Annotated in this window: 22 protein-coding genes; 15 read left to right on the top strand and 7 right to left on the bottom strand. The window is 60.5% G+C overall.

Annotation, left to right across the window (positions count from 1 at the left end):
- Positions 1 to 46: 46 nt before the first annotated feature.
- The 3 genes from AB4O23_RS00385 to AB4O23_RS00375 all read right to left on the bottom strand — a co-directional run bounded on the left by AB4O23_RS00385 (position 47) and on the right by AB4O23_RS00375 (position 3,413).
- Positions 47 to 946 (bottom strand): acyltransferase, encoded by a 900-nt coding sequence (locus tag AB4O23_RS00385; RefSeq protein ID WP_017529886.1) that lies wholly within the window; start codon positions 944 to 946, stop codon positions 47 to 49.
- On the bottom strand, positions 947 to 3,046 hold the full coding sequence (gene pta / locus AB4O23_RS00380; protein WP_017529885.1) for a phosphate acetyltransferase: 2,100 nt from the start codon (positions 3,044 to 3,046) through the stop codon (positions 947 to 949).
- A 79-nt stretch (positions 3,047 to 3,125) separates the two neighbouring features.
- Entirely contained in the window at positions 3,126 to 3,413 is a 288-nt protein-coding gene (locus AB4O23_RS00375; RefSeq protein ID WP_065877324.1) for a DUF3565 domain-containing protein, read from the bottom strand.
- Here AB4O23_RS00375 and AB4O23_RS00370 point away from each other — a divergent pair.
- Positions 3,412 to 3,897 carry an FKBP-type peptidyl-prolyl cis-trans isomerase gene (locus AB4O23_RS00370; RefSeq protein WP_003171645.1) on the top strand — a complete coding sequence of 162 codons (486 nt, stop codon included), beginning with the start codon at positions 3,412 to 3,414 and terminating at the stop codon, positions 3,895 to 3,897. The two genes, AB4O23_RS00375 and AB4O23_RS00370, sit on opposite strands and share 2 nt — an antisense overlap.
- Positions 3,898 to 4,079: 182 nt before the next feature.
- Here AB4O23_RS00370 and rpsT read toward each other — a convergent pair whose 3' ends face one another.
- Positions 4,080 to 4,358, bottom strand: coding sequence for a 30S ribosomal protein S20 (rpsT, locus tag AB4O23_RS00365; RefSeq protein ID WP_016976313.1), 279 nt, complete (start codon positions 4,356 to 4,358; stop codon positions 4,080 to 4,082).
- A 253-nt stretch (positions 4,359 to 4,611) separates the two neighbouring features.
- On the opposite strand from rpsT, the gene murJ reads away from it, so the two are divergent.
- The 6 genes from murJ to ispH all read left to right on the top strand — a co-directional run bounded on the left by murJ (position 4,612) and on the right by ispH (position 12,128).
- Positions 4,612 to 6,150, top strand: a complete 1,539-nt coding sequence (gene murJ, locus AB4O23_RS00360) for a murein biosynthesis integral membrane protein MurJ (protein ID WP_065877323.1) — start codon at positions 4,612 to 4,614, stop codon at positions 6,148 to 6,150.
- Positions 6,151 to 6,269: 119 nt separating this feature from the next.
- A complete protein-coding gene (gene ribF, locus AB4O23_RS00355; protein ID WP_017529882.1) occupies positions 6,270 to 7,208 on the top strand; it encodes a bifunctional riboflavin kinase/FAD synthetase in 939 nt (312 codons plus the stop codon).
- 14 nt (positions 7,209 to 7,222) lie between these two features.
- Positions 7,223 to 10,054, top strand: a complete 2,832-nt coding sequence (ileS, locus tag AB4O23_RS00350; protein ID WP_460061675.1) for an isoleucine--tRNA ligase — start codon at positions 7,223 to 7,225, stop codon at positions 10,052 to 10,054.
- Positions 10,047 to 10,556 (top strand): signal peptidase II, encoded by a 510-nt coding sequence (gene lspA / locus AB4O23_RS00345; RefSeq protein ID WP_017529880.1) that lies wholly within the window; start codon positions 10,047 to 10,049, stop codon positions 10,554 to 10,556. The genes ileS and lspA overlap by 8 nt, the downstream gene beginning before the upstream one ends.
- Positions 10,557 to 10,563: 7 nt before the next feature.
- Complete coding sequence (fkpB, locus tag AB4O23_RS00340) at positions 10,564 to 11,001, top strand: FKBP-type peptidyl-prolyl cis-trans isomerase (protein ID WP_175404195.1); 438 nt, start codon at positions 10,564 to 10,566, stop codon at positions 10,999 to 11,001.
- A 179-nt stretch (positions 11,002 to 11,180) separates the two neighbouring features.
- Positions 11,181 to 12,128, top strand: a complete 948-nt coding sequence (gene ispH, locus AB4O23_RS00335; protein ID WP_017529878.1) for a 4-hydroxy-3-methylbut-2-enyl diphosphate reductase — start codon at positions 11,181 to 11,183, stop codon at positions 12,126 to 12,128.
- Here ispH and AB4O23_RS00330 read toward each other — a convergent pair.
- Positions 12,091 to 12,663, bottom strand: coding sequence for a GspH/FimT family pseudopilin (locus AB4O23_RS00330; RefSeq protein ID WP_017529877.1), 573 nt, complete (start codon positions 12,661 to 12,663; stop codon positions 12,091 to 12,093). The genes ispH and AB4O23_RS00330 overlap by 38 nt on opposite strands.
- 202 nt (positions 12,664 to 12,865) lie before the next feature.
- Between AB4O23_RS00330 and pilV the strand changes: the two genes are divergently transcribed.
- The 5 genes from pilV (at position 12,866) to thiO (ending at position 16,169) form a co-directional block, all read left to right on the top strand.
- Positions 12,866 to 13,345 carry a type IV pilus modification protein PilV gene (gene pilV / locus AB4O23_RS00325; RefSeq protein ID WP_065877320.1) on the top strand — a complete coding sequence of 160 codons (480 nt, stop codon included), beginning with the start codon at positions 12,866 to 12,868 and terminating at the stop codon, positions 13,343 to 13,345.
- A complete protein-coding gene (locus tag AB4O23_RS00320; RefSeq protein WP_460106321.1) occupies positions 13,342 to 14,049 on the top strand; it encodes a PilW family protein in 708 nt (235 codons plus the stop codon). Before pilV ends, AB4O23_RS00320 begins: the two co-directional genes overlap by 4 nt.
- A 10-nt stretch (positions 14,050 to 14,059) precedes the next feature.
- Positions 14,060 to 14,584, top strand: a complete 525-nt coding sequence (locus AB4O23_RS00315) for a pilus assembly PilX family protein (RefSeq protein WP_223495058.1) — start codon at positions 14,060 to 14,062, stop codon at positions 14,582 to 14,584.
- A gap of 11 nt (positions 14,585 to 14,595) precedes the next feature.
- Complete coding sequence (locus tag AB4O23_RS00310; RefSeq protein WP_065877319.1) at positions 14,596 to 14,997, top strand: type IV pilin protein; 402 nt, start codon at positions 14,596 to 14,598, stop codon at positions 14,995 to 14,997.
- Between the two features lie 62 nt (positions 14,998 to 15,059).
- Positions 15,060 to 16,169, top strand: a complete 1,110-nt coding sequence (thiO, locus tag AB4O23_RS00305) for a glycine oxidase ThiO (protein WP_065877318.1) — start codon at positions 15,060 to 15,062, stop codon at positions 16,167 to 16,169.
- Here the strand turns inward: thiO and AB4O23_RS00300 are convergent.
- Both AB4O23_RS00300 and AB4O23_RS00295 read right to left on the bottom strand, forming a co-directional pair.
- Positions 16,156 to 16,389 carry a PP0621 family protein gene (locus AB4O23_RS00300; RefSeq protein WP_017529871.1) on the bottom strand — a complete coding sequence of 78 codons (234 nt, stop codon included), beginning with the start codon at positions 16,387 to 16,389 and terminating at the stop codon, positions 16,156 to 16,158. The genes thiO and AB4O23_RS00300 overlap by 14 nt on opposite strands.
- A gap of 124 nt (positions 16,390 to 16,513) precedes the next feature.
- Positions 16,514 to 17,539, bottom strand: coding sequence for an outer membrane protein assembly factor BamD (locus AB4O23_RS00295; protein ID WP_017529870.1), 1,026 nt, complete (start codon positions 17,537 to 17,539; stop codon positions 16,514 to 16,516).
- Between the two features lie 149 nt (positions 17,540 to 17,688).
- Here AB4O23_RS00295 and rluD point away from each other — a divergent pair, with 149 nt between their 5' ends.
- The 3 genes from rluD (at position 17,689) to clpB (ending at position 22,069) form a co-directional block, all read left to right on the top strand.
- Positions 17,689 to 18,651, top strand: a complete 963-nt coding sequence (gene rluD / locus AB4O23_RS00290) for a 23S rRNA pseudouridine(1911/1915/1917) synthase RluD (RefSeq protein ID WP_003171668.1) — start codon at positions 17,689 to 17,691, stop codon at positions 18,649 to 18,651.
- Positions 18,648 to 19,373: a peptidoglycan editing factor PgeF gene (gene pgeF / locus AB4O23_RS00285; RefSeq protein WP_460070277.1), complete on the top strand. Its 726-nt coding sequence runs from the start codon at positions 18,648 to 18,650 to the stop codon at positions 19,371 to 19,373. The genes rluD and pgeF overlap by 4 nt, the downstream gene beginning before the upstream one ends.
- Before the next feature lie 131 nt (positions 19,374 to 19,504).
- Positions 19,505 to 22,069, top strand: coding sequence for an ATP-dependent chaperone ClpB (clpB, locus tag AB4O23_RS00280; RefSeq protein WP_460085384.1), 2,565 nt, complete (start codon positions 19,505 to 19,507; stop codon positions 22,067 to 22,069).
- Positions 22,070 to 22,204 lie beyond the last annotated feature (135 nt).

Here is a 22,204-nt window from a genome sequence, read left to right as displayed (position 1 = left end):
CGCCGCGGTCAAATGTGGGAGGGGGCAAGCCCCTCCCACATTTTGATCATTTTTTGTCTGGGTAATCGGTGTGCAGCTTGTCCAGCAACTGATCCTTCTCTTCCCACAGCCGGTTGATCCAGCCCTGGAACGCCAGCCTGTACTCGGCATCCTGCTCATAATTCTTGCCAATGAACTCGGCCGGGATCGGCACTTCTTCAAACTGCACCACCACGTCCTTCACCTTGCCGCACAGCAAATCCCAGTAGCCTGGGCGCCCGGGAGGGTAGTGGATGGTCACGTTGACCAGTGATTTGAGCTGTTCCCCCATGGCATCCAGCACAAACGCGATACCGCCAGCCTTGGGCTTGAGCAAATAGCGAAACGGTGAGTTCTGCTGCGCATGTTTGCCCGGCGTAAACCGTGTGCCCTCGGCAAAGTTGAAAATGCCCACCGGGTTGTCGCGAAATTTCGCGCAGGTCTTACGGGTGGTTTCCAGGTCCTTGCCTTTCTTCTCCGGGTGTTTCTCCAGGTAGGCCTTGGTGTAGCGCTTCATGAACGGAAAGCCCAGCGCCCACCACGCCAGGCCAATCACCGGCACCCAGATCAGCTCTTGCTTGAGAAAGAACTTGAGCGGGCGAATGCGGCGGTTGAGCACGTATTGCAGCACCATGATGTCGACCCAGCTCTGGTGGTTGCTGGTCACCAGGTACGAGTGCTGATAGTCCAGGCCCTCAAGCCCTTTGAGGTGCCAGCGCGTGCGTTGCACCAGGTTCATCCAGCCTTTGTTGTTGGTGACCCAGGCTTCGTGAGTGTGGTTCATCAGCCATTCGCTGAAACGCTTGGCAAACGGCAGTGCCTTGAACAGCGCGACGATAAACAGGAACGAACACAGCAGGATCGTGTTCAGCGCCAACAGCAGTGATGCGATCACCCCGCGCATGGCGGCAGGTAGAAAAGCCAGCATTTAGATATCCATAGGTCGGTTGGCGGCTTGGATCGCAGTCAGCGCGATGGTGTACACGATGTCATCCACTTGGGCGCCGCGCGGCAGGTCGTTGACCGGTTTGCGCAGGCCTTGGAGCATCGGCCCCAGACTCACGCAATCGGCGCTGCGTTGCACCGCTTTGTGGGTGGTATTGCCGGTGTTCAGGTCGGGGAACACAAACACCGTGGCCTTGCCGGCGACCTGGCTATTGGGGGCCAACTGCCGTGCCACGTTTTCGTTGGCGGCGGCGTCGTATTGCAGCGGGCCGTCGATCAACAGAGAGCTTTGCTGTTCATGGGCGAGCAGGGTGGCTTCGCGAACCTTCTCCACTTCCTCGCCGCTGGCGGAATCGCCGCTGGAATAGCTGATCATCGCCACGCGCGGGGTGATGCCGAACGCGGCCGCCGAGTCGGCGCTTTGCAGGGCGATTTCTGCCAGTTCGGCGGCGCTTGGGTGCGGGTTCATCACGCAGTCGCCATACACCAGCACCTGCTCGGGGAACAGCATGAAGAACACCGACGACACCAGCGTACAGCCCGGCGCGGTCTTGATCAGTTGCAGGGCGGGGCGGATGGTATTCGCGGTGGAGTGAATGACGCCGGAGACCAGGCCGTCGACTTCATCCAGCGCGAGCATCATGGTGGCGATCACCACGGTGTCTTCCAGTTGCTGCTCGGCCATCGGCGCGTTGAGGCTCTTGCTCTTGCGCAGCGCCACCATTGGCTCGACATAGCGCTGGCGGATCAGGTCCGGGTCAAGGATCTCCAGCCCTTCGGGCAATTCGATGCCTTGGGCGCGGGCCACCGCTTCCACATCCGCAGGCTTGGCCAGCAGCACGCAACGGGCAATGCCACGGGCCTGACAGATGGCGGCCGCCTGCACGGTCAGCGGTTCGCTGCCTTCGGGCAACACGATGCGTTTGTTGGCGGCCTGGGCTCGCTGGATCAGTTGGTAGCGGAACACCGCCGGCGACAGGCGCATTTCCCGTGGCGTGCCGCAACGCTGGTGCAGCCAGCGCGCATCGAGGTGGCTGGCGACGAAATCGGTGATGATCTCGGCCCGCTCGCGGTCATCGATGGGGATTTCCTTGTTCAGGTTGTTAAGCAGGTTGGCGGTCTCGTAGGAACCGGTACTCACCGACAGCACCGGCAACCCGGCCTGGAACGCGCCGCGGCACAGCTCCATGATGCGCGGGTCGGGCAGGGTATCGCTGGTCAACAGCAGGCCGGCCAAGGGCACGCCGTTGATCGCGGCCAGGCTGACGGCGAGGATGATGTCGTCACGGTCGCCGGGCGTTACCACCAGCACGCCGGGCTTGAGCAGTTCCACGGTGTTACGCATGGTGCGCGCGCAAATAATGATCTTGGTCATGCGCCGGGTTTCATAGTCGCCGGCATTGAGGATCTGTGCGCCCATCAGGTCGGCCACGTCGCGGGTGCGCGGCGCGTTGAGTTCGGGCTGATAAGGAATGCAGCCAAGCAGGCGGAAATCACCGCTGCGCAACAGCGGCGAATGTTCTTTAAGGCGCGCCGAGAACGCTTCCATGCTCTCGTCGGTGCGCACCTTGTTCAGGATGACGCCGAGTACTTTCGGGTCTTTTGGGCCGCCGAACAGTTGTGCCTGCAATTCCACGCGGCCGGAGAGTTCGGTGAGCACTTCGTTTTCCGGCGCCGATACCAGGATCACCTCGGCATCCAGGCTCTTGGCCAAGTGCAGGTTGACCCGCGCCGCATAACTGGCGCTGCGCGTGGGCACCATGCCTTCGACGATCAGCACGTCTTTGCCCACGGCCGCCTGCTGATACAGCGTGATGATTTCTTCGAGCAACTCGTCGAGCTGGCCGTCGCCGAGCATCCGCTCGACATGGGGCAGGCCCAGCGGGGGCGGCGGTTTGAGGCCGTGGGTGCGTGCCACCAGTTCGGTGGAGCGCTCAGGGCCGGTATCGCCTGGGTGCGGTTGGGCAATCGGCTTGAAAAAGCCGACTTTAAGCCCGGCTCGCTCAAGGGTACGCACCAGCCCAAGGCTGATGGAGGTCAGGCCCACACCAAAATCGGTGGGCGCGATAAAAAAAGTCTGCATGCGAATTCTCTGGAGGTGCATGGCTTCGGCGGCGCTCTATGGCTGAGTGCCTACCGGGAATCAGGCGCCAAGGTTATCGTTATTCACGCGCTTGCGTACACCAGCCGCAGGCAAAGGGCTGGCCTATTTTTTCCAGACGTTGTGCGGGGTCGAGCACCCAGGCGCGCGACTGCCATGGCGGCTGGTGGCGCAGGTGCTGGGTGTGGCCGCAGGACAGCTCGGCCACCCAGTGCCCGTCTTCGTCCTGATGAAAACCACAGACAGTGACCGTTTGTCGGCCCCGTCTGTCCGGGTTCCGTTCGCTTTCGGGCAAATCCTTGTTTAGACTTGTCCGTTCTTCATTCTTATGCAAAAGGTCTCGCCCCATGACGATCGCCGCTAACAAGGCTGTCTCCATCGACTATACCCTGACCAACGACGCTGGTGAGGTCATCGACAGCTCAGCCGGCGGCGCGCCGCTGGTCTACCTGCAAGGCGCAGGTAACATCATCCCAGGCCTGGAAAAGGCTCTGGAAGGCAAGGCAGTTGGTGATGAACTGACCGTTGCCGTAGAACCTGAAGATGCGTATGGCGAATATTCCGCCGAACTGGTCAGCACCCTGAGCCGCAGCATGTTCGAAGGCGTCGACGAACTGGAAGTGGGCATGCAGTTCCACGCTTCCGCGCCGGATGGCCAAATGCAGATCGTGACCATCCGTGATCTGGACGGCGACGACGTGACCGTTGATGGCAACCACCCGCTGGCGGGTCAGCGCCTGAACTTCCAGGTGAAGATCGTTGCCATCCGCGACGCCTCCCAGGAAGAAGTGGCCCATGGTCACGTCCACGGTGAAGGCGGTCATCACCATTGATTGATGTTTTGATCAAGCGGTAGCCAAAACGCCCCGACCTGTTCGGGGCGTTTTTTTATCTGAAATTCACCGCGTTCCAAATGTGGGAGGCGCACTTCAGAAAACAAAAATGCCCCGGACCTTTCGGTACGGGGCATTTCTTAACTGTTTCGCAACCTGGGCTGCGTTGCAGTTGTTACCACTTAGGCTGCGGCAGCAACGCTCAGAGCCTTGATGTGGCCATTCAGGCGGCTCTTATGACGAGCGGCCTTGTTCTTGTGGATGATGCCTTTATCGGCCATACGGTCGATAACAGGCACAGCCAGAACGTAAGCTGCTTGAGCTTTTTCAGCGTCTTTGGTGTCGATGGCTTTAACTACATTCTTGATGTAGGTACGAACCATGGAACGCAGGCTGGCGTTGTGGCTGCGACGCTTCTCAGCCTGTTTTGCACGTTTTTTGGCGGAAGGTGTGTTGGCCACCGTCGAGCTCCTCGAAAGACTTTTTAGGAAATAGCAAACAAAATAGGCCGCGAATCATGCCGATGACTTGACGGGTTGTCAAGGGCGGCTGATGCGAACTGCTGAGTGGTCGATCTGAAGAGGCGGGTGATTTATTTCCGGCGCTTGACCTGTAAACTCGCGAGCTTTGGCTCTGTGCTGTTGCAGGCGCGCAGTATCGCATAAGTAGGCGCTTTGTTCGCCTGCTCTTTATCCATAGGCGCAAACTCTTTCAATGAATCTGCTCAAATCGTTGGCCGCCGTCAGCTCTATCACGATGATCTCCCGGGTTTTAGGGTTTGTGCGTGACACCCTGCTGGCGCGTATTTTTGGCGCCAGTATGGCCACGGATGCGTTCTTTATTGCCTTTAAATTGCCCAACCTGCTGCGGCGGATCTTCGCCGAGGGGGCCTTTTCCCAGGCATTTGTACCGATCCTGGCGGAATACAAAACCCAGCAGGGCGAGGAGGCGACCCGAACCTTTATTGCCTACGTCTCGGGCCTGCTGACCCTGGTGTTGATGCTGGTGACGCTCATCGGCATGCTTGCGGCGCCCTGGGTCATCTGGGCCACGGCCCCCGGCTTTGCCAATACCCCGGAAAAATTCGCGCTGACCACCGACCTGCTGCGAGTGACCTTTCCTTATATATTGCTGATCTCCCTGTCGTCCCTGGCCGGGGCGATCCTCAATACCTGGAACCGTTTCTCGGTGCCGGCATTCGTACCGACCCTGCTTAACGTCAGCATGATCGTCTTCGCGTTGTTCCTCACGCCGTACTTCGAGCCGCCGGTGATGGCCCTGGGCTGGGCCGTGCTGGCCGGTGGCCTGGCGCAATTGTTGTACCAGCTGCCGCACCTGAAAAAGATCGGCATGCTGGTGTTGCCGCGTTTGAACCTCAAGGACACCGGCGTGTGGCGCGTCATGCGCAATATGCTGCCGGCGATCCTCGGCGTGTCGGTCAGCCAGATCTCCCTGATCATTAACACTGCGTTCGCTTCGTTGCTGGTGTCGGGCTCTGTGTCGTGGATGTACTACGCCGACCGCCTGATGGAACTGCCCTCCGGCGTGCTCGGCGTGGCCCTCGGTACCATTCTGCTGCCAACCCTGGCGCGCACCTACGCGAGCAAGGACCGCCAGGAATACTCGCGCATCCTCGATTGGGGGCTGCGCCTGTGCTTCGTCCTGGTGTTGCCCTGCGCCCTGGCCCTGGGCATCCTCGCCGAGCCGCTGACGGTGGCGCTGTTCCAATACGGGCAATTCGATGCCCATGACGCGTTAATGACGCAGCACGCGCTGGTCGCCTATTCCGTGGGCCTGCTGGGCATCATCGTGATCAAAGTGCTGGCACCGGGGTTTTATGCGCAGCAGAACATCCGTACGCCGGTAAAAATCGCGATCTTCACCTTGATCGTCACCCAACTGCTGAACCTGGTGTTTATCGGCCCGCTGGCCCACGCCGGCCTGGCCCTGGCGATCAGCGCCGGTGCGTGCATCAACGCTGGCCTTTTGTTTTACCAACTGCGCAAACAGCAGATGTTCCAGCCGCAGCCGGGTTGGGGCCTGTTTGCGCTCAAGCTGCTGGTGGCGGTGGCAATGATGTCGGCGGTGCTGCTCGGGCTGATGCACGTGATGCCCGCCTGGAGCGAAGGCCATATGCTGGAGCGCTTCATGCGCCTGGGCGTGCTGGTCGTCGCTGGCGTGGTGGTGTACTTCGGCATGTTGCTGCTGCAGGGTTTCCGTTTGCGGGATTTCAATCGCAAGTCCCTGAGTTAGAGAGTTTGCCGCGATAAAACGGCAGTTTTATCGATTCGACCCATTTGGCCTGCGCTGTTGCCTGTCGTCCGGGGCCGGGTGTGGTTATAATCGACCACTTTATGAGCAAGAAGCGCGTTATGCAGCTGGTTCGAGGTCTCCACAACCTGCGCCCCGAGCATCGGGGCTGCGTCGCCACTATTGGCAACTTTGACGGTGTTCACCGTGGCCACCAGGCTATCCTGGCCCGGCTGCGCGAGCGCGCCGTCGAGTTGGGCGTACCCAGCTGCGTGGTGATTTTTGAGCCACAGCCGCGGGAGTTCTTTACCCCAGAAACGGCTCCGGCCCGCCTGGCCCGCTTGCGGGACAAGCTGCAACTGCTGGCTGAAGAAGGCGTGGACCGCGTTCTCTGCCTGGCTTTCAACCAGCGCTTGCAAAGCCTCAGCGCCGCCGAATTCGTCGATCGCATCCTGGTGGATGGCTTGGGCGTACAACACCTGGAGGTCGGTGACGACTTCCGTTTTGGTTGCGACCGCGTCGGCGATTTCGATTTCCTGCAACACGCTGGCGTAGAGCAGGGTTTTACCGTCGAGGCCGCGCAAACCGTCGAACTGGACGGCCTGCGCGTGAGCAGTACACAGGTGCGTAACGCCCTGGCCGCTGCCGACTTCGCCTTGGCCGAGCGATTGCTCGGTCGCCCGTTCCGCATTGCCGGGCGGGTGTTGCACGGCCAGAAGTTGGCGCGCCAATTAGGCACGCCTACCGCCAACGTGCAACTCAAGCGCCGTCGAGTGCCGTTGACCGGGGTTTACCTGGTGAGCGTCGACATCGACGGCCAATCGTGGCCGGGAGTCGCCAATATAGGCGTCAGGCCCACGGTTGCAGGTGATGGCAAGGCCCACCTGGAAGTTCACCTTTTGGATTTTGCCGGTGATTTATACGACCGGCGTTTGACGGTGGTTTTCCACCAAAAGCTGCGTGAAGAGCAGCGTTTCGCCTCCCTTGAGGCGTTGAAAACGGCGATCAATGCGGATGTCGCCGCCGCCCGTGCACTAGCCGCACCTAGCGCCCATCGCTAACCGAAGAGCCTTAAATGACCGACTATAAAGCCACGCTAAACCTTCCGGACACCGCCTTCCCAATGAAGGCCGGCCTGCCACAGCGCGAACCGCAGATCCTGCAGCGCTGGGACAGTATTGGCCTGTACGGAAAGTTGCGCGAAATTGGCAAGGATCGTCCGAAGTTCGTCCTGCACGACGGCCCTCCTTATGCCAACGGCACGATTCACATCGGTCATGCGCTGAACAAGATTCTCAAGGACATGATCCTGCGCTCCAAAACCCTTTCGGGCTTCGACGCACCCTATGTCCCGGGTTGGGACTGCCACGGCCTGCCGATCGAGCACAAAGTCGAAGTGACCTACGGCAAGAACCTGGGTGCCGATAAAACCCGCGAACTGTGCCGTGCCTACGCCACCGAGCAGATCGAAGGGCAGAAGTCCGAGTTCATCCGCCTGGGTGTGCTGGGCGACTGGGCCAACCCGTACAAAACCATGAACTTCAAGAACGAGGCCGGTGAAATCCGTGCCTTGGCCGAAATCGTCAAGGGCGGTTTCGTGTTCAAGGGCCTCAAGCCCGTGAACTGGTGCTTTGACTGCGGTTCGGCCCTGGCTGAAGCGGAAGTCGAGTACGAAGACAAGAAGTCCTCGACCATCGACGTGGCCTTCCCGATCGCCGACGACGCCAAGCTGGCCGAGGCTTTCGGCCTGGCAAGCCTGGCCAAGCCGGCTGCCATCGTGATCTGGACCACCACCCCCTGGACCATTCCCGCCAACCAGGCGCTGAACGTGCACCCGGAATTCACCTACGCCCTGGTGGACGTGGGTGATCGCCTGCTGGTGCTCGCCGAGGAAATGGTCGAGGCGTGCCTGGCGCGTTACGAACTGCAAGGCTCGGTGATCGCCACCACCACCGGCTCCGCGCTGGAACTGATCAACTTCCGTCACCCGTTCTATGACCGCCTGTCGCCGGTGTACCTGGCTGACTACGTCGAGCTGGGTTCGGGTACTGGCATTGTCCACTGCTCGCCGGCCTACGGCGTGGACGACTTCGTGATCTGCAAGAAATACGGCATGGTCAACGACGACATCATCAACCCGGTACAGAGCAACGGTGTCTACGTGCCGTCGCTGGAGTTCTTCGGCGGCCAGTTCATCTTCAAGGCCGATCAGCCGATCATCGACAAGTTGCGTGAAGTCGGTGCGCTGATGCAAACCGACACCATCAAGCACAGCTACATGCACTGCTGGCGCCACAAGACTCCGCTGATCTACCGCGCCACTGCGCAGTGGTTCATCGGCATGGACAAGGCGCCGACCAGCGGCGATACCCTGCGTGTTCGCTCGCTCAAAGCCATTGAAGACACCCAGTTCGTGCCGACCTGGGGCCAGGCGCGCCTGCACTCGATGATCGCCAATCGCCCGGACTGGTGCATCTCCCGCCAACGTAACTGGGGCGTGCCGATCCCGTTCTTCCTGAACAAGGAAAGCGGCGAACTGCACCCGCGCACCGTCGAACTAATGGAAGTCGTGGCCCAGCGCGTTGAACAGGAAGGCATCGAAGCCTGGTTCAAGCTGGACGCCGCCGAGCTGCTGGGCGACGAAGCGCCGCAGTACGACAAGATCAGCGACACCCTCGACGTGTGGTTCGACTCCGGCACCACCCATTGGCACGTGCTGCGTGGTTCGCACCCGATGGGCCATGACGCTGGCCCGCGTGCCGACCTGTACCTGGAAGGTTCCGACCAGCACCGTGGCTGGTTCCACTCTTCGTTGCTGACCGGTTGCGCTATCGACAATCACGCGCCGTACCGCGAACTGCTGACCCACGGCTTCACCGTCGACGAGACGGGTCGCAAGATGTCCAAGTCGCTGAAAAACGTGATCGAACCGAAAAAAATCAACGACACCCTGGGCGCCGACATCATGCGCCTGTGGGTGGCGTCTACCGATTACTCGGGCGAAATCGCCGTGTCGGACCAGATCCTGGCCCGCAGCGCCGATGCCTACCGCCGTATCCGTAATACCGCGCGCTTCCTGCTGTCGAACCTGACCGGTTTTAACCCGGCCACCGACATCCTGCCGGCCGAGGACATGCTCGCCCTGGACCGTTGGGCCGTGGACCGTACCCTGTTGCTGCAGCGCGAGTTGCAGGAACACTACGGCGAATACCGCTTCTGGAACGTCTACTCGAAAATCCACAACTTCTGCGTGCAGGAGCTCGGTGGTTTCTACCTCGACATCATCAAGGACCGCCAGTACACCACCGGCGCCAACAGCAAGGCACGCCGCTCGGCGCAGACCGCGCTGTACCACATCTCTGAAGCGCTGGTGCGCTGGATCGCGCCGATCCTGGCCTTCACCGCCGACGAGCTGTGGGAATACCTGCCGGGCGAGCGTAACGAATCGGTCATGCTCAACACCTGGTATGAAGGCCTGACCGAGTTGCCGGCTGACTTCGAACTGGGCCGCGAATACTGGGAAGGCGTAATGGCCGTCAAGGTCGCGGTGAACAAGGAGCTGGAGGTTCAGCGTGCGGCCAAAGCCGTTGGCGGCAACCTGCAAGCCGAAGTCACCCTGTTTGCCGAGGAAGGCCTGACGGCCGACCTGGCCAAGCTGAGCAACGAACTGCGCTTTGTGCTGATCACCTCCACCGCGAGCCTGGCGCCATTCGCCCAGGCCCCGGCGGACGCCGTGGCCACCGAAGTGCCGGGCCTCAAGCTCAAAGTGGTCAAGTCGGCCTTCCCCAAGTGCGCGCGTTGCTGGCACTGCCGTGAAGATGTCGGCGTAAACCCGGAGCATCCGGAAATCTGCGGTCGTTGCGTCGACAACATTTCCGGTGAAGGCGAGGTTCGTCACTATGCCTGACACCCGTCGTTTCGGACGCCTGGGCTTGCTCGTGTTGAGCCTGCTGATCCTGATCATTGACCAGGTCAGCAAGGCTCACTTCGAAGGCTCCCTGGAAATGTTCCAGCAAATCGTGGTGATCCCGGATTACTTCAGTTGGACCCTGGCCTACAACACCGGCGCCGCCTTCAGTTTCCTCGCCGATGGTGGTGGTTGGCAGCGTTGGTTGTTTGCCCTGATCGCCTTGGTGGTCAGTGCGGTGCTGGTGGTCTGGCTCAAGCGCCTGGGCCGTGATGACACCTGGCTTGCCGTCGCCCTGGCCCTGGTGCTGGGCGGTGCACTGGGTAACCTGTACGACCGCATTGCCCTCGGCCATGTGATCGACTTCATCCTGGTGCATTGGCAGAACCGTCATTATTTCCCTGCGTTCAACTTCGCCGACAGTGCCATCACCGTGGGCGCAATCATGCTGGCGCTGGATATGTTTAAAAGTAAGAAAACCGGAGAGACCGTCAATGACTGATCAGGTATTGGCTGAGCAACGCATCGGCCAGAACACGGAAGTCACTTTGCATTTCGCACTGCGTCTGGAAAATGGCGACACGGTCGACAGCACGTTCGACAAGGCCCCGGCGACCTTCAAAGTCGGCGACGGCAACCTGCTGCCGGGTTTCGAAGCGGCACTGTTCGGTTTCAAGGCCGGTGACAAGCGCACCCTGCAGATCCTGCCGGAAAACGCCTTTGGCCAGCCCAACCCGCAAAACGTACAGATCATCCCGCGTTCGCAGTTCCAGGATATGGAACTGTCGGAAGGCCTGCTGGTGATTTTCAACGATGCGGCGAACACTGAATTGCCTGGCGTGGTGAAAGCATTTGATGACGCGCAAGTGACCATCGACTTCAACCACCCGTTGGCTGGCAAGACACTGACCTTTGACGTCGAGATTATTAACGTCAAAGCGCTGTAACTGAGCGTACGCGCTCTAAAATGTGGGAGGGGGCTAGCTCCCGATAGCGGCGTATCAGCTAAATATGTACAGACTGATATACCGATATCGGGAGCCAGCCCCCTCCCACCTTTGATCTCCATTGTTGGTTGAGTCAGTGTCAAATTGACTCAATGTGGCTGCAAAACACGAGGCACAGCATGCAAATCAAACTCGCCAACCCCCGTGGTTTCTGCGCCGGCGTGGATAGGGCGATCGAAATCGTCAACCGCGCCCTTGAAGTCTTCGGGCCGCCTATCTACGTGCGCCATGAAGTCGTCCACAACAAATTCGTGGTCGAGGACCTGCGCGCACGCGGTGCGATCTTTGTCGAAGAGCTGGATCAGGTGCCGGACGACGTTATCGTTATCTTCAGCGCCCATGGTGTTTCCCAGGCCGTGCGTACCGAAGCGGCAGGCCGTGGCCTGAAAGTCTTCGACGCCACGTGCCCGCTGGTCACCAAGGTGCATATCGAAGTCGCGCGCTACAGTCGCGACGGTCGTGAATGCATCCTGATCGGCCATGCCGGCCACCCGGAAGTTGAAGGCACCATGGGCCAGTACGACGCCAGTAATGGCGGCGCGATTTACCTGGTGGAAGACGAAAAAGACGTCGCCAGCCTACAGGTGAATAACCCTGAACGTTTGGCCTTCGTGACCCAGACCACCTTGTCCATGGACGATACCAGTCGCGTGATCGATGCCCTGCGCACCCGCTTTCCAGCCATTGGCGGCCCGCGCAAAGACGACATTTGCTACGCCACCCAAAACCGCCAGGATGCGGTCAAGCAACTGGCTGATGAATGCGATGTGGTACTGGTCGTCGGCAGCCCAAACAGCTCCAACTCCAACCGCCTGCGCGAGTTGGCTGAGCGCATGGCGACACCGGCATACCTGATCGACGGTGCCGAAGACCTGCAGCGCAGCTGGTTCGACGGTGTCGAGCGGATTGGTATCACCGCCGGCGCCTCGGCCCCGGAAGTGCTGGTGCGCGGCGTTATCCAGCAACTGCATGCCTGGGGTGCTACCGGCGCTGATGAATTGGCTGGCCGTGAGGAGAACATCACGTTCTCTATGCCCAAGGAGCTGCGGGTGCGCTCGCTGCTGTGACGGCCGGGATGCCGGAATAGCTCCGGCACAACGCCTGCTCGGCTTTGTCGCTGCGCAGGCTGATGCGCCCGCTGGGTGCCAGCACCACCTGGTGCAAGCTCTGGGGCTGGTCCGTGGCGCAGACATGCACCGTGCCGGCCCGAAACCCTCCTCCTGAAAACACCGGTTCGCCCAGCCCGTTGAAACGTACCTGGCTCTTGACCGGCCCATTGCCGACGATGGGCACGCGCCCGCTGTCCTGACGCTCCAGCAGTACGGGGTTGTCATCGTCCTCTTGACCGCGCCCGCTCAGATCCGCGATTACCCGCCAGCCTTGGCTCCAGTCATCATTGACGGCGTAAATGACCACCGCCCGGTTGCGTACGATGGCTTCAGTGCGGGCGAAGCGAAGCCCGCTCGCCAGTGATCGTGCCGCGCTCTGTCGTTGCTGTGACTCGAGCAGGCTCTTGAAACCGGGCACGGCCAGGTGCGCCAGGATGCCGCTCACCAGCAGCCCGAGCAGCAGCTCTATTAAAGTGAAACCCCGTTGGCGCATGTAATGTCCCTCCGTGGACGCAGGTCTGGATGCGGCTCAGTCAAAGGTATAGCGGCTGGAACGAGGCGCTGGATGATGGCCTTTACGTCCAAAGTATTTCCCTTTGTTCCGCGAGCGGCACGGGCGAAAAACCAGCGCTAGGCTTGAGTCGCACGGCGGGCTTTGCCTGCTTTTCTGGCCTTCGACACGGATCGCGACGGTAATGCAGATTTATGTGAACACTTGTTTTTCCTGCTCTTTACCCCGGTACCAAATCGGCATGACGCTGATCGAGGCGCTGGTAGCGGTGCTGATTCTTACCGTTGGTCTGTTAGGTGCGGCTGCGCTTCAGCTCAATGCGCTCAAGTACACCGACAGCGCGAGGATGGCCAGCCAAGCCAGTTTCATCGCCTATGACATGCTCGACCGAATCCGCGCCAATTCCAGCGCGGACTACCAATGGGGGCGAATTGAGCGAGCCCCGACCACCTCTGCCGGGGTGCGCGACCTGGATCTGCGCGATTTCCAGAGCAACATCCTCGGGTTTGCCGGCGAGAGCGCCAAAGGCGCGGTAGCGGTCAGTGCAGATGAAGTGACCGTGAGCATCCGTTGGGATGACAGCAGGGCGACGCACACGGCCGGAGCCCGGGAAACGTTCACGCTGACCAGTCGCATCGGCTCTGCGTCACGAGTGGCGCAATGAGGTACCGGGTTCGCGGTTTCAGTCTGGTGGAGTTGTTATTGGCCTTGGTTATCGGGCTTGTGCTGTTGCTTGGCGCAAGCCAGGTGCTGATCAGTTCCCGCGTGACCCACGCCAGTCAACAGGCGGCGATGCTGCTGCAAGATGACGCACGCTTTGTACTGAGCAAAATGATCCAGGATATTCGTCAGGCAGGCATGTTTGGCTGTTTGGCCCCGGCGTTTATCGAGAATGCGCCTTTAGCCTTTGATCGACCCATCACCTGGAGTGCCGGGGGCGGTTCGACTTCGCTGACGTTGCTCACGGCGCAGGTTGGCGAAGAGGGTGGCGAGCCGGATTGGACGGTACTGTCGGACTGCACGTCCACTGCCCACGCCTATATCGGTAACGCTCCTGCGCCCGAGCCCGGGCAGATCCGTTTTGCTATACGCCAACTCACCTATACCTTCGAGACCGGGCAGTTGAAGGTCGCCACGCCCAATGCACCGGCCAAGGCGGTACTGGTGGATAACGTACGGGCATTCGATATCAGTTTCGGCGTGGCCGCCAGGTTGGATTCGACAGGCGTTGTGCGTTACGAGACCCGCCCCGCCGACGAAGCCTTGATCCGCAGCGTGCGCCTGCGCATGACTCTGCAAGACCCAGCTGGCCGTGTCAAAGACCAAACCTACAGTGTCGTGGCGGCGCTGCGAAACCGCCTGGGGTAGGGGCATCTTGATGATGGTGGGTATTTCTTCGCGACAGACGGGCATGGTCTTGCTGACCAGCCTGGTCCTTCTGCTGCTGTTGTCGTTGATCGGCTTGTCGTCGATGCAGGGGGCCGTTACCCAGCAAAAGATCGCCGGCAGCCTTTGGCATCGCAACCAGTCGTTCCAAAGTGCCGAGAGCGGCTTGAGGCTGGGGGAACGGGCTGTGCAGCAAATGGGCGCCGTCATGCCCCTGTGCCGGTCGATCATCCATTGTGCGCCGCCGGGCGAGGCATTTTCGGTGCTGGGCGCCGGGGCTCATCCTGTTTCGGCGGTTAGCTGGGTTGCCCTCAAGGCTGGGCTTTATGGGGTTCAATCCTTGGGGGTTGGGACCGGGCTGGTGCATTTGCCGCCGCACAGTTCTGCGGCGTTGTTCCGGGTCACGGCGGTCGGCCTCAGTGGTCAATCGCGCACCGTATTGGAGACCGTGTATGCGCGGGTAGAAGAGCAGGGGTGCTCGCGGTTTCAGCGAGTGGCGTGGCGACAACTTCAATGAGGAGCAGTGGGATGGGCAAGGACAGCCTGGGCTTTACCCTGATCGAGTTACTGATCGCCATGGCGATCATCGCATTTATGGCCGGGATCGCTTACCCCGGCTACTCCGGCCATGTGAAGAAGGTTTATCGCGCGGAAATTGTCGCGTTGTTGAACGAGCAAGCCCAGCACCTGGAGCGCTTTTATACGAGCAACGGCACTTTTATTGACGCCAGTGGCATCAGCGCGGGCAATGATCGCTATAGAATCACCGCTGTGTTGAATCCTCAGGATTTCCACCTGCTGGCGGTGCCGATCACAGGCTCAGCTATGGTCGACGACCCGTGCGGTAACTTCAGCTTGACCAGCACCGGTGCGCGGGAAAACCCGGGTGCAGCGCCTGAAATGTCGCGGCACCAGTGCTGGGGGCAGTGATGAGAGTGTTGGATGACTGGGCGCCGGGTGCGCTTGTTTCTTTTTATCGGCTGGATCGAATGATGGCTAGGCAACAGCAAGTGGTGATCGTCGGTGGCGGAGTCATCGGTTTGTTGACGGCGTACAACCTTGCGACCCAGGGGCAGGCGGTGGTGCTGCTGGAGCGCGCGGGCGTGGGGCAGGAGTCGTCCTGGGCGGGGGGCGGTATTGTTTCGCCCCTGTATCCGTGGCGCTATAGCCCGGCGGTCACCGCGCTGGCGCATTGGTCCCAAGATTTTTATCCACAACTGGCCGAGCGGCTGTTTGCCGCTACGGGTATCGACCCGCAGGTACATACCACTGGCCTGTACTGGCTGGACCTGGACGACGAAACCGAGGCGCTGGCTTGGGCTGCCCGTGAAGGTCGCCCCCTGAGCAAGGTCGATATGGCGGCTGCCCATGACGCGGTTCCGGTGCTGGGTGGTGGGTATTCCCAGGCGATCCATATGGCCGACGTGGCGAATGTGCGTAACCCGCGCCTGGTCAAGTCGCTCAAGGCTGCGTTGCTGGCTCTACCCGGCGTCACCCTCCACGAACAGTGCGAAGTCAGCGGGTTTGTCCTCGGCGATGGGCGCGTGTTGGGGGTGAATACGGCACATGGCCCGATCCTGGGCAAACAGGTGGTGCTGGCGGCGGGCGCGTGGAGCGGTGAACTGCTGGGCACGCTGGGCTTGTCGCTGCCAGTGGAGCCGGTAAAAGGCCAGATGATCCTCTACAAATGCGCTGCGGATTTTCTGTCGTGCATGGTGCTGGCCAAGGGGCGTTATGCGATCCCGCGGCGCGACGGGCATATCCTGATTGGCAGTACTCTGGAGCACGAAGGCTTCGACAAGACCCCCACTGACACCGCATTGGAAAGCCTCAAGGCCTCAGCCGTCGAGCTGATTCCCGCACTGGCGGACGCCGAGGTGGTTGGGCACTGGGCCGGTTTGCGGCCAGGTTCGCCGGAAGGCATTCCGTATATCGGCCAGGTGCCGGGCTTCGAAGGGTTGTGGCTCAATTGCGGGCATTATCGCAATGGCCTGGTGCTGGCGCCGGCTTCCTGTCAGTTGTTCGCCGATCTGTTGCTGGCTCGTACGCCGATCATCGACCCTTCACCTTATGCGCCTGAAGGGCGAGTCAACGCTGGATAGACTTCGGCCCTTGCTCCAAATGCGCCTGGGTGCAGTACCACTCCTGGCGCAAGCTGAGGGCGCGGTCCTGCGGCAGGTGCACGCCGCAGTGAGCGCAGCGCACCATCAGTGCCGAATGGGGCTCGCCGGCACGCTGTTGCTTGGCGGCTGGGCTTTTGAATTTGCGCCAGAACCATACCGCGGCAGCAATAACGGCGATCCAGAACAGAAGACGAAGCATAGTGGGCAGTTCTCGACAAGTAATGCGCCAGTTTAGCCAAGGACATGTCGGGCGCACAGAGTAATAATGCTCACCCATAAAAAAGGAGCCCCCTGGGGGCTCCTTTTTACGTTTCGCCGACTGATCAGTCGAACACGCCGAACGTCATGTAGCTGAACCACGAGCGGTCCTGATTGTTGCCCAGGGCTTGCGGTGCTTCCTCTTCGATCACGTCGCCGTTCTCGTCGTGAGGCTTGAGATCCGAAGGGATGGCGTCTTTCGCGTCCTGGTACTGCTTGATCACGTCCTGATTGGCGCGGGTTTCGCCCGGCGGCAATGGTGGGCGGGACTCGATCAGGCCCAGGGTATATTTGCTCAACCACGAACGGTTGTCCGCTTCGGCAACCTGAGGCACGAACTGGCCGTCTTTCAGGCTAGGGTGATCCGGGTAGTTGAGCTTCAGGGTTTCCAGGCTGGTGCTGGCCAGATCGTCCAGGTGCAGGCGCTGGTAAGCCTCGGTCATCACGGCCAGGCCATCACCCACCGAAGGGGTTTCCTGGAAGTTCTCGACCACGTAACGGCCACGGTTGGCGGCAGCGACGTAGGCCTGACGGGTCAGGTAGTAGTGCGCCACGTGAATTTCGTAGGACGCCAGCAGGTTGCGCAGGTAGATCATGCGCTGCTTGGCGTCCGGCGCGTAGCGGCTGTTGGGGTAGCGGCTGGTCAGCTGGGCGAACTCGTTGTAGGAATCGCGGGCGGCGCCGGGGTCACGCTTGGTCATGTCCAGCGGCAGGAAGCGCGCCAGCAGGCCAACATCCTGATCGAACGAGGTCAGGCCCTTCATGTAGTAGGCGTAGTCGACGTTCGGGTGCTGTGGGTGCAAGCGGATAAAGCGCTCGGCGGCGGACTTGGCGGCCTCCGGCTCGGCGTTCTTGTAGTTGGCGTAGATGAGTTCAAGCTGCGCCTGGTCAGCATAGCGCCCGAACGGATAGCGCGACTCCAGTGCCTTCAGCTTCGCTGTGGCGCTGGTGTAGCTATTATTGTCCAAGTCTTTCTGAGCCAGTTGGTACAACTCGACTTCGCTCAGGTTTTCGTCGACGACTTCCTTTGTTGACGAGCAAGCAGCAGTCATGGCGAGGATGGCGATCAGCAGCAGGTGTTTCACTTGCATGGCGGCTTGCGTCCCTATGACGGCCGCTGTCTTGGGCGGGGCCGTCCTGTTATGATGAGCGCCCCGTTGAAAGCCTCGGGGCAAAAGACGCCGTATTTAACCACAAGCGCGCAGCCGAAACCAAAGGCTGTGCCACGCCTAGTCTGAGCATGTCCGATAAAATTGAACTTCGCGCAGAGGTGCCGTCCGAATTGGGCGGCCAACGCCTCGATCAAGTCGCCGCACAATTATTCGCTGAGCACTCGCGCTCGCGCCTTTCCGCCTGGATCAAAGACGGCCGCCTGACTGTGGATGGAGCGGTTATCCGCCCGCGAGACATAGTCCATGGCGGTGCGATTCTTGAGCTGACTGCCGAGCAGGAAGCCCAGGGAGAATGGGTCGCCCAGGACATCGAGCTGGATATCGTCTATGAAGACGACGACATCCTGGTCATCAATAAACCCGCAGGCCTGGTGGTTCACCCGGCGGCCGGGCACGCTGATGGCACTTTGCTCAATGCCTTGTTGCACCACATCCCCGACATTATCAATGTGCCTCGCTGCGGCATCGTGCACCGTCTGGACAAGGACACCACCGGCTTGATGGTGGTGGCCAAGACCATTCAGGCGCAGACGCAACTGGTTACGCAGTTGCAGAGCCGTAGCGTCAGCCGGATCTATGAGTGCATCGTGATCGGCGTGGTCGTGGCGGGTGGCAAGATCAACGCCCCGATCGGTCGCCACGGCCAGCAGCGCCAGCGTATGGCGGTGATGGAAGGTGGTAAGCAGGCCGTGAGCCACTACCGCGTGCTGGAGCGTTTCCGTTCCCACACCCACGTGCGGGTTAAGCTGGAAACCGGTCGTACCCACCAGATTCGCGTGCACATGGCCCATATCAACTTCCCGCTGGTCGGCGATCCTGCCTACGGTGGTCGTTTCCGTATTCCGCCGGCAGCCAGCCAGACCATGGTCGAGTCGCTCAAAACGTTCCCGCGCCAGGCGCTGCATGCGCGCTTCCTGGAGCTGGACCATCCGACGAGCGGTCAGCGCATGAGCTGGGAATCGCCACTTCCTGACGATTTTGTCTGGTTGCTGTCGCTGCTCAAGCAAGATCGCGAGGCGTTTGTCGGATGAGTGACTGGCTGATACCTGACTGGCCCGCGCCGGACCGGGTAAAGGCCTGCGTCACCACCCGTGCGGGCGGCGTGAGCCTGGCGCCGTTCGACAGCCTCAACCTGGGCGATCATGTCGAGGACAGCCTTGAGGCCATCCTCGAGAACCGCCGCCGTCTTACCGAAGCCTTTGGTATTCAGCCGGCCTGGCTGCGCCAGGTTCATGGCGTGAGTGTGGTCGAGGTCGACCCCGACCGCACGGCTGAAGCCGATGGCAGTTGGACCAGCACGCCGGGCATCGCCTGCACCGCCATGACCGCCGATTGCCTGCCTGCGTTGTTCTGCAACCGTGCGGGTACCCGTGTCGCGGCGGCCCATGCCGGTTGGCGTGGGCTGGCGGCGGGTGTGTTGGAAGCTGCTTTTGAAAGCCTGGCCGCAGAGCCCGCCGATGTATTGGTCTGGCTGGGCCCGGCAATCGGTCCGCAAGCCTTCGAGGTCGGCCCGGAAGTGCGTGACGCCTTCGTGAAGCAACTGCCGGGTACCGTCGACGCCTTTGTGCCGAGCCGCAACCTTGGCAAGTTCATGGCCGACATTTATATGCTGGCGCGTCTGCGCCTCGCTGCGCGTGGCGTCACGGCCGTGTACGGTGGCGGTTTGTGCACGGTGACCGACCCGCGTTTCTTCTCTTACCGCCGCAGCCCGCGCACCGGTCGGTTTGCCTCCCTTATCTGGCTGGAACGCTAGACTCTCCTGATCCATATCAAGCATCGCCCGCTTGAATCCTCCAGAATCCACCCCATCTATAAGGGTATCTGGCAGGTTTCTTCATTCAGGAATGTTTTATAGCTCCGGCCTGCTCAAAAGGAAGGTGACTAATGCGTATTGATCGTTTAACCAGCAAATTGCAGTTGGCCTTATCGGACTCCCAATCCTTGGCGGTCGGCCTCGACCACCCGGCCATCGAGCCCGCGCACTTGATGCAGGCGCTCCTGGAGCAGCAAGGTGGTTCTATCAAACCTTTGCTGATGCAGGTGGGCTTTGACGTCAACAGCCTGCGCAAGGAGTTGAGCAAAGAGCTCGACCAACTGCCGAAAATCCAGAACCCGACCGGCGACGTGAACATGTCGCAGGACTTGGCGCGCCTGCTTAACCAGGCCGACCGCCTCGCCCAGCAAAAAGGCGACCAGTTCATTTCCAGCGAACTGGTGTTGCTCGCCGCGATGGACGAAAACAGCAAGCTCGGCAAATTGCTGTTGGGGCAGGGCGTGAGCAAGAAAGCCTTGGAAAATGCCATCAACAACCTGCGTGGTGGCGACGCGGTCAACGACCCCAACCACGAGGAGTCGCGCCAGGCCCTGGACAAGTACACCGTCGACCTGACCAAGCGCGCCGAAGACGGCAAGCTTGACCCGGTGATCGGGCGTGACGATGAAATCCGTCGCACCATCCAGGTCCTGCAGCGGCGTACCAAGAACAACCCGGTACTGATCGGTGAGCCTGGCGTGGGTAAAACCGCGATTGCCGAGGGTTTGGCCCAGCGCATCATTAATGGTGAAGTGCCGGACGGCCTTAAAGGCAAGCGCTTGCTGTCCCTGGACATGGGGGCGTTGATCGCGGGTGCCAAGTTCCGTGGCGAGTTCGAAGAGCGCCTCAAATCCCTGCTCAATGAGCTGTCGAAGCAGGAAGGGCAGATCATTCTATTCATCGACGAACTGCACACTATGGTCGGCGCCGGTAAAGGCGAGGGCTCCATGGATGCTGGCAACATGCTCAAGCCCGCCTTGGCGCGGGGCGAATTGCATTGCGTCGGTGCGACCACGCTCAACGAATATCGCCAATACATTGAAAAAGACGCAGCCCTTGAGCGGCGTTTCCAGAAAGTGCTGGTAGAAGAGCCGAGCGAGGAAGACACCATCGCGATCCTGCGCGGCCTGAAGGAGCGTTACGAGGTCCACCATAAGGTGGCGATCACCGACGGCGCGATCATTGCGGCGGCCAAACTGAGCCATCGCTATATCACCGACCGTCAGTTGCCGGACAAGGCGATCGACTTGATCGACGAAGCGGCCAGCCGTATTCGCATGGAAATCGATTCCAAGCCGGAAGTGCTCGACCGTCTCGACCGACGCTTGATTCAACTCAAAGTCGAATCCCAGGCGCTGAAAAAAGAAGAGGACGACGCCGCGAAGAAACGCCTGGAAAAACTCCAGGAAGAAATCGTGCGCCTGGAGCGTGAATATTCGGACCTCGAAGAAATCTGGACTTCGGAAAAAGCCGAAGTGCAGGGCTCTGCGCAAATCCAGCAGAAGATCGAGCAATCCCGCCAGGAACTGGAAGCCGCGCGCCGTAAAGGCGACTTGAACCGCATGGCCGAGTTGCAGTACGGGGTCATTCCCGACCTGGAGCGCAGCCTGCAAATGGTTGACCAGCACGGGAAGGCGGAAAACCAGCTGCTGCGCAGCAAGGTGACCGAAGAGGAAATCGCCGAAGTCGTCTCGAAGTGGACCGGCATTCCGGTGTCGAAAATGCTCGAAGGCGAGCGCGATAAGCTGCTGAAGATGGAGCACCTGTTGCACCAGCGCGTGATCGGCCAGGAAGAAGCTGTGGTGGCGGTGTCCAATGCGGTGCGCCGTTCCCGGGCCGACCTGTCCGACCCGAACCGTCCAAGCGGCTCGTTTATGTTCCTCGGCCCGACCGGTGTGGGTAAGACAGAGCTTTGCAAAGCGTTGGCCGAGTTTCTCTTTGATACTGAAGAGGCCATGGTGCGGATCGATATGTCTGAGTTCATGGAGAAACACTCGGTGGCTCGCCTGATCGGTGCGCCGCCAGGCTATGTGGGCTATGAAGAGGGCGGTTACCTGACCGAAGCGGTGCGGCGCAAGCCTTACTCGGTGATCCTGCTGGATGAAGTGGAGAAGGCGCATCCGGATGTGTTCAACATCTTGCTGCAAGTATTGGAGGATGGTCGGTTGACGGACAGCCACGGGCGTACCGTGGACTTTCGCAACACGGTGATCGTGATGACGTCCAACCTGGGCTCGGCACAGATCCAGGAGCTGGTTGGTGATCGTGAGGCGCAGCGCGCGGCGGTGATGGATGCGCTGACCTCGCACTTCCGCCCGGAATTTATCAACCGGGTCGACGAAGTAGTGATCTTCGAACCATTGGCGCGGGATCAGATCGCCGGTATCACTGAGATTCAGTTGGGCCGTCTACGCGCTCGCCTGGCAGAGCGCGAGCTGTCGCTGGAACTGAGCCGCGAGGCGTTGGACAAGCTGATCGCGGTAGGTTACGACCCGGTGTATGGCGCACGGCCTCTGAAACGTGCCATTCAGCGCTGGATCGAGAACCCGCTGGCGCAGTTGATCCTGTCGGGCAGCTTCATGCCGGGTACCAGCGTTGAAGCGACGGTGGAAAACGACGAAATCGTCTTTCACTAAGCCCATCCTGCAAGGCTGATAAGAGAAGGCTCCGCATTGCGGGGCCTTTTTTTTCGATAGGGCGTTGAACTGTAAGGCAAAGGCTTGTAAAGTGCGCCCCGCAGCAACGTCAGCCCACGGGTTTCTTCTCCCCAA

The sequence above is a fragment of the Pseudomonas sp. H2_A10 genome (genome assembly GCF_054680085.1).
The sequence above is the reverse complement of the archived record's forward strand: the minus strand, read 5'-3'. Positions and strand labels throughout refer to the sequence as shown.

What these genes read in the sequence shown, in the direction of transcription:
- AB4O23_RS00330 (WP_017529877.1), bottom strand. Translation starts at nt 12,663, where the DNA reads ATGCGCCAACGGGGTTTCACTTTAATAGAGCTGCTGCTCGGGCTGCTG.
- AB4O23_RS00370 (WP_003171645.1), top strand. Translation starts at nt 3,412, where the DNA reads ATGACGATCGCCGCTAACAAGGCTGTCTCCATCGACTATACCCTGACC.
- ileS (WP_460061675.1), top strand. Translation starts at nt 7,223, where the DNA reads ATGACCGACTATAAAGCCACGCTAAACCTTCCGGACACCGCCTTCCCA.
- AB4O23_RS00310 (WP_065877319.1), top strand. Translation starts at nt 14,596, where the DNA reads ATGGGCAAGGACAGCCTGGGCTTTACCCTGATCGAGTTACTGATCGCC.
- rluD (WP_003171668.1), top strand. Translation starts at nt 17,689, where the DNA reads ATGTCCGATAAAATTGAACTTCGCGCAGAGGTGCCGTCCGAATTGGGC.
- AB4O23_RS00375 (WP_065877324.1), bottom strand. Translation starts at nt 3,413, where the DNA reads ATGGGGCGAGACCTTTTGCATAAGAATGAAGAACGGACAAGTCTAAAC.
- ribF (WP_017529882.1), top strand. Translation starts at nt 6,270, where the DNA reads ATGCAGCTGGTTCGAGGTCTCCACAACCTGCGCCCCGAGCATCGGGGC.
- AB4O23_RS00320 (WP_460106321.1), top strand. Translation starts at nt 13,342, where the DNA reads ATGAGGTACCGGGTTCGCGGTTTCAGTCTGGTGGAGTTGTTATTGGCC.
- pilV (WP_065877320.1), top strand. Translation starts at nt 12,866, where the DNA reads ATGCAGATTTATGTGAACACTTGTTTTTCCTGCTCTTTACCCCGGTAC.
- ispH (WP_017529878.1), top strand. Translation starts at nt 11,181, where the DNA reads ATGCAAATCAAACTCGCCAACCCCCGTGGTTTCTGCGCCGGCGTGGAT.
- AB4O23_RS00295 (WP_017529870.1), bottom strand. Translation starts at nt 17,539, where the DNA reads ATGCAAGTGAAACACCTGCTGCTGATCGCCATCCTCGCCATGACTGCT.
- AB4O23_RS00300 (WP_017529871.1), bottom strand. Translation starts at nt 16,389, where the DNA reads ATGCTTCGTCTTCTGTTCTGGATCGCCGTTATTGCTGCCGCGGTATGG.
- AB4O23_RS00315 (WP_223495058.1), top strand. Translation starts at nt 14,060, where the DNA reads ATGATGGTGGGTATTTCTTCGCGACAGACGGGCATGGTCTTGCTGACC.
- murJ (WP_065877323.1), top strand. Translation starts at nt 4,612, where the DNA reads ATGAATCTGCTCAAATCGTTGGCCGCCGTCAGCTCTATCACGATGATC.
- AB4O23_RS00385 (WP_017529886.1), bottom strand. Translation starts at nt 946, where the DNA reads ATGCTGGCTTTTCTACCTGCCGCCATGCGCGGGGTGATCGCATCACTG.
- pta (WP_017529885.1), bottom strand. Translation starts at nt 3,046, where the DNA reads ATGCAGACTTTTTTTATCGCGCCCACCGATTTTGGTGTGGGCCTGACC.
- thiO (WP_065877318.1), top strand. Translation starts at nt 15,060, where the DNA reads ATGGCTAGGCAACAGCAAGTGGTGATCGTCGGTGGCGGAGTCATCGGT.
- lspA (WP_017529880.1), top strand. Translation starts at nt 10,047, where the DNA reads ATGCCTGACACCCGTCGTTTCGGACGCCTGGGCTTGCTCGTGTTGAGC.
- pgeF (WP_460070277.1), top strand. Translation starts at nt 18,648, where the DNA reads ATGAGTGACTGGCTGATACCTGACTGGCCCGCGCCGGACCGGGTAAAG.
- clpB (WP_460085384.1), top strand. Translation starts at nt 19,505, where the DNA reads ATGCGTATTGATCGTTTAACCAGCAAATTGCAGTTGGCCTTATCGGAC.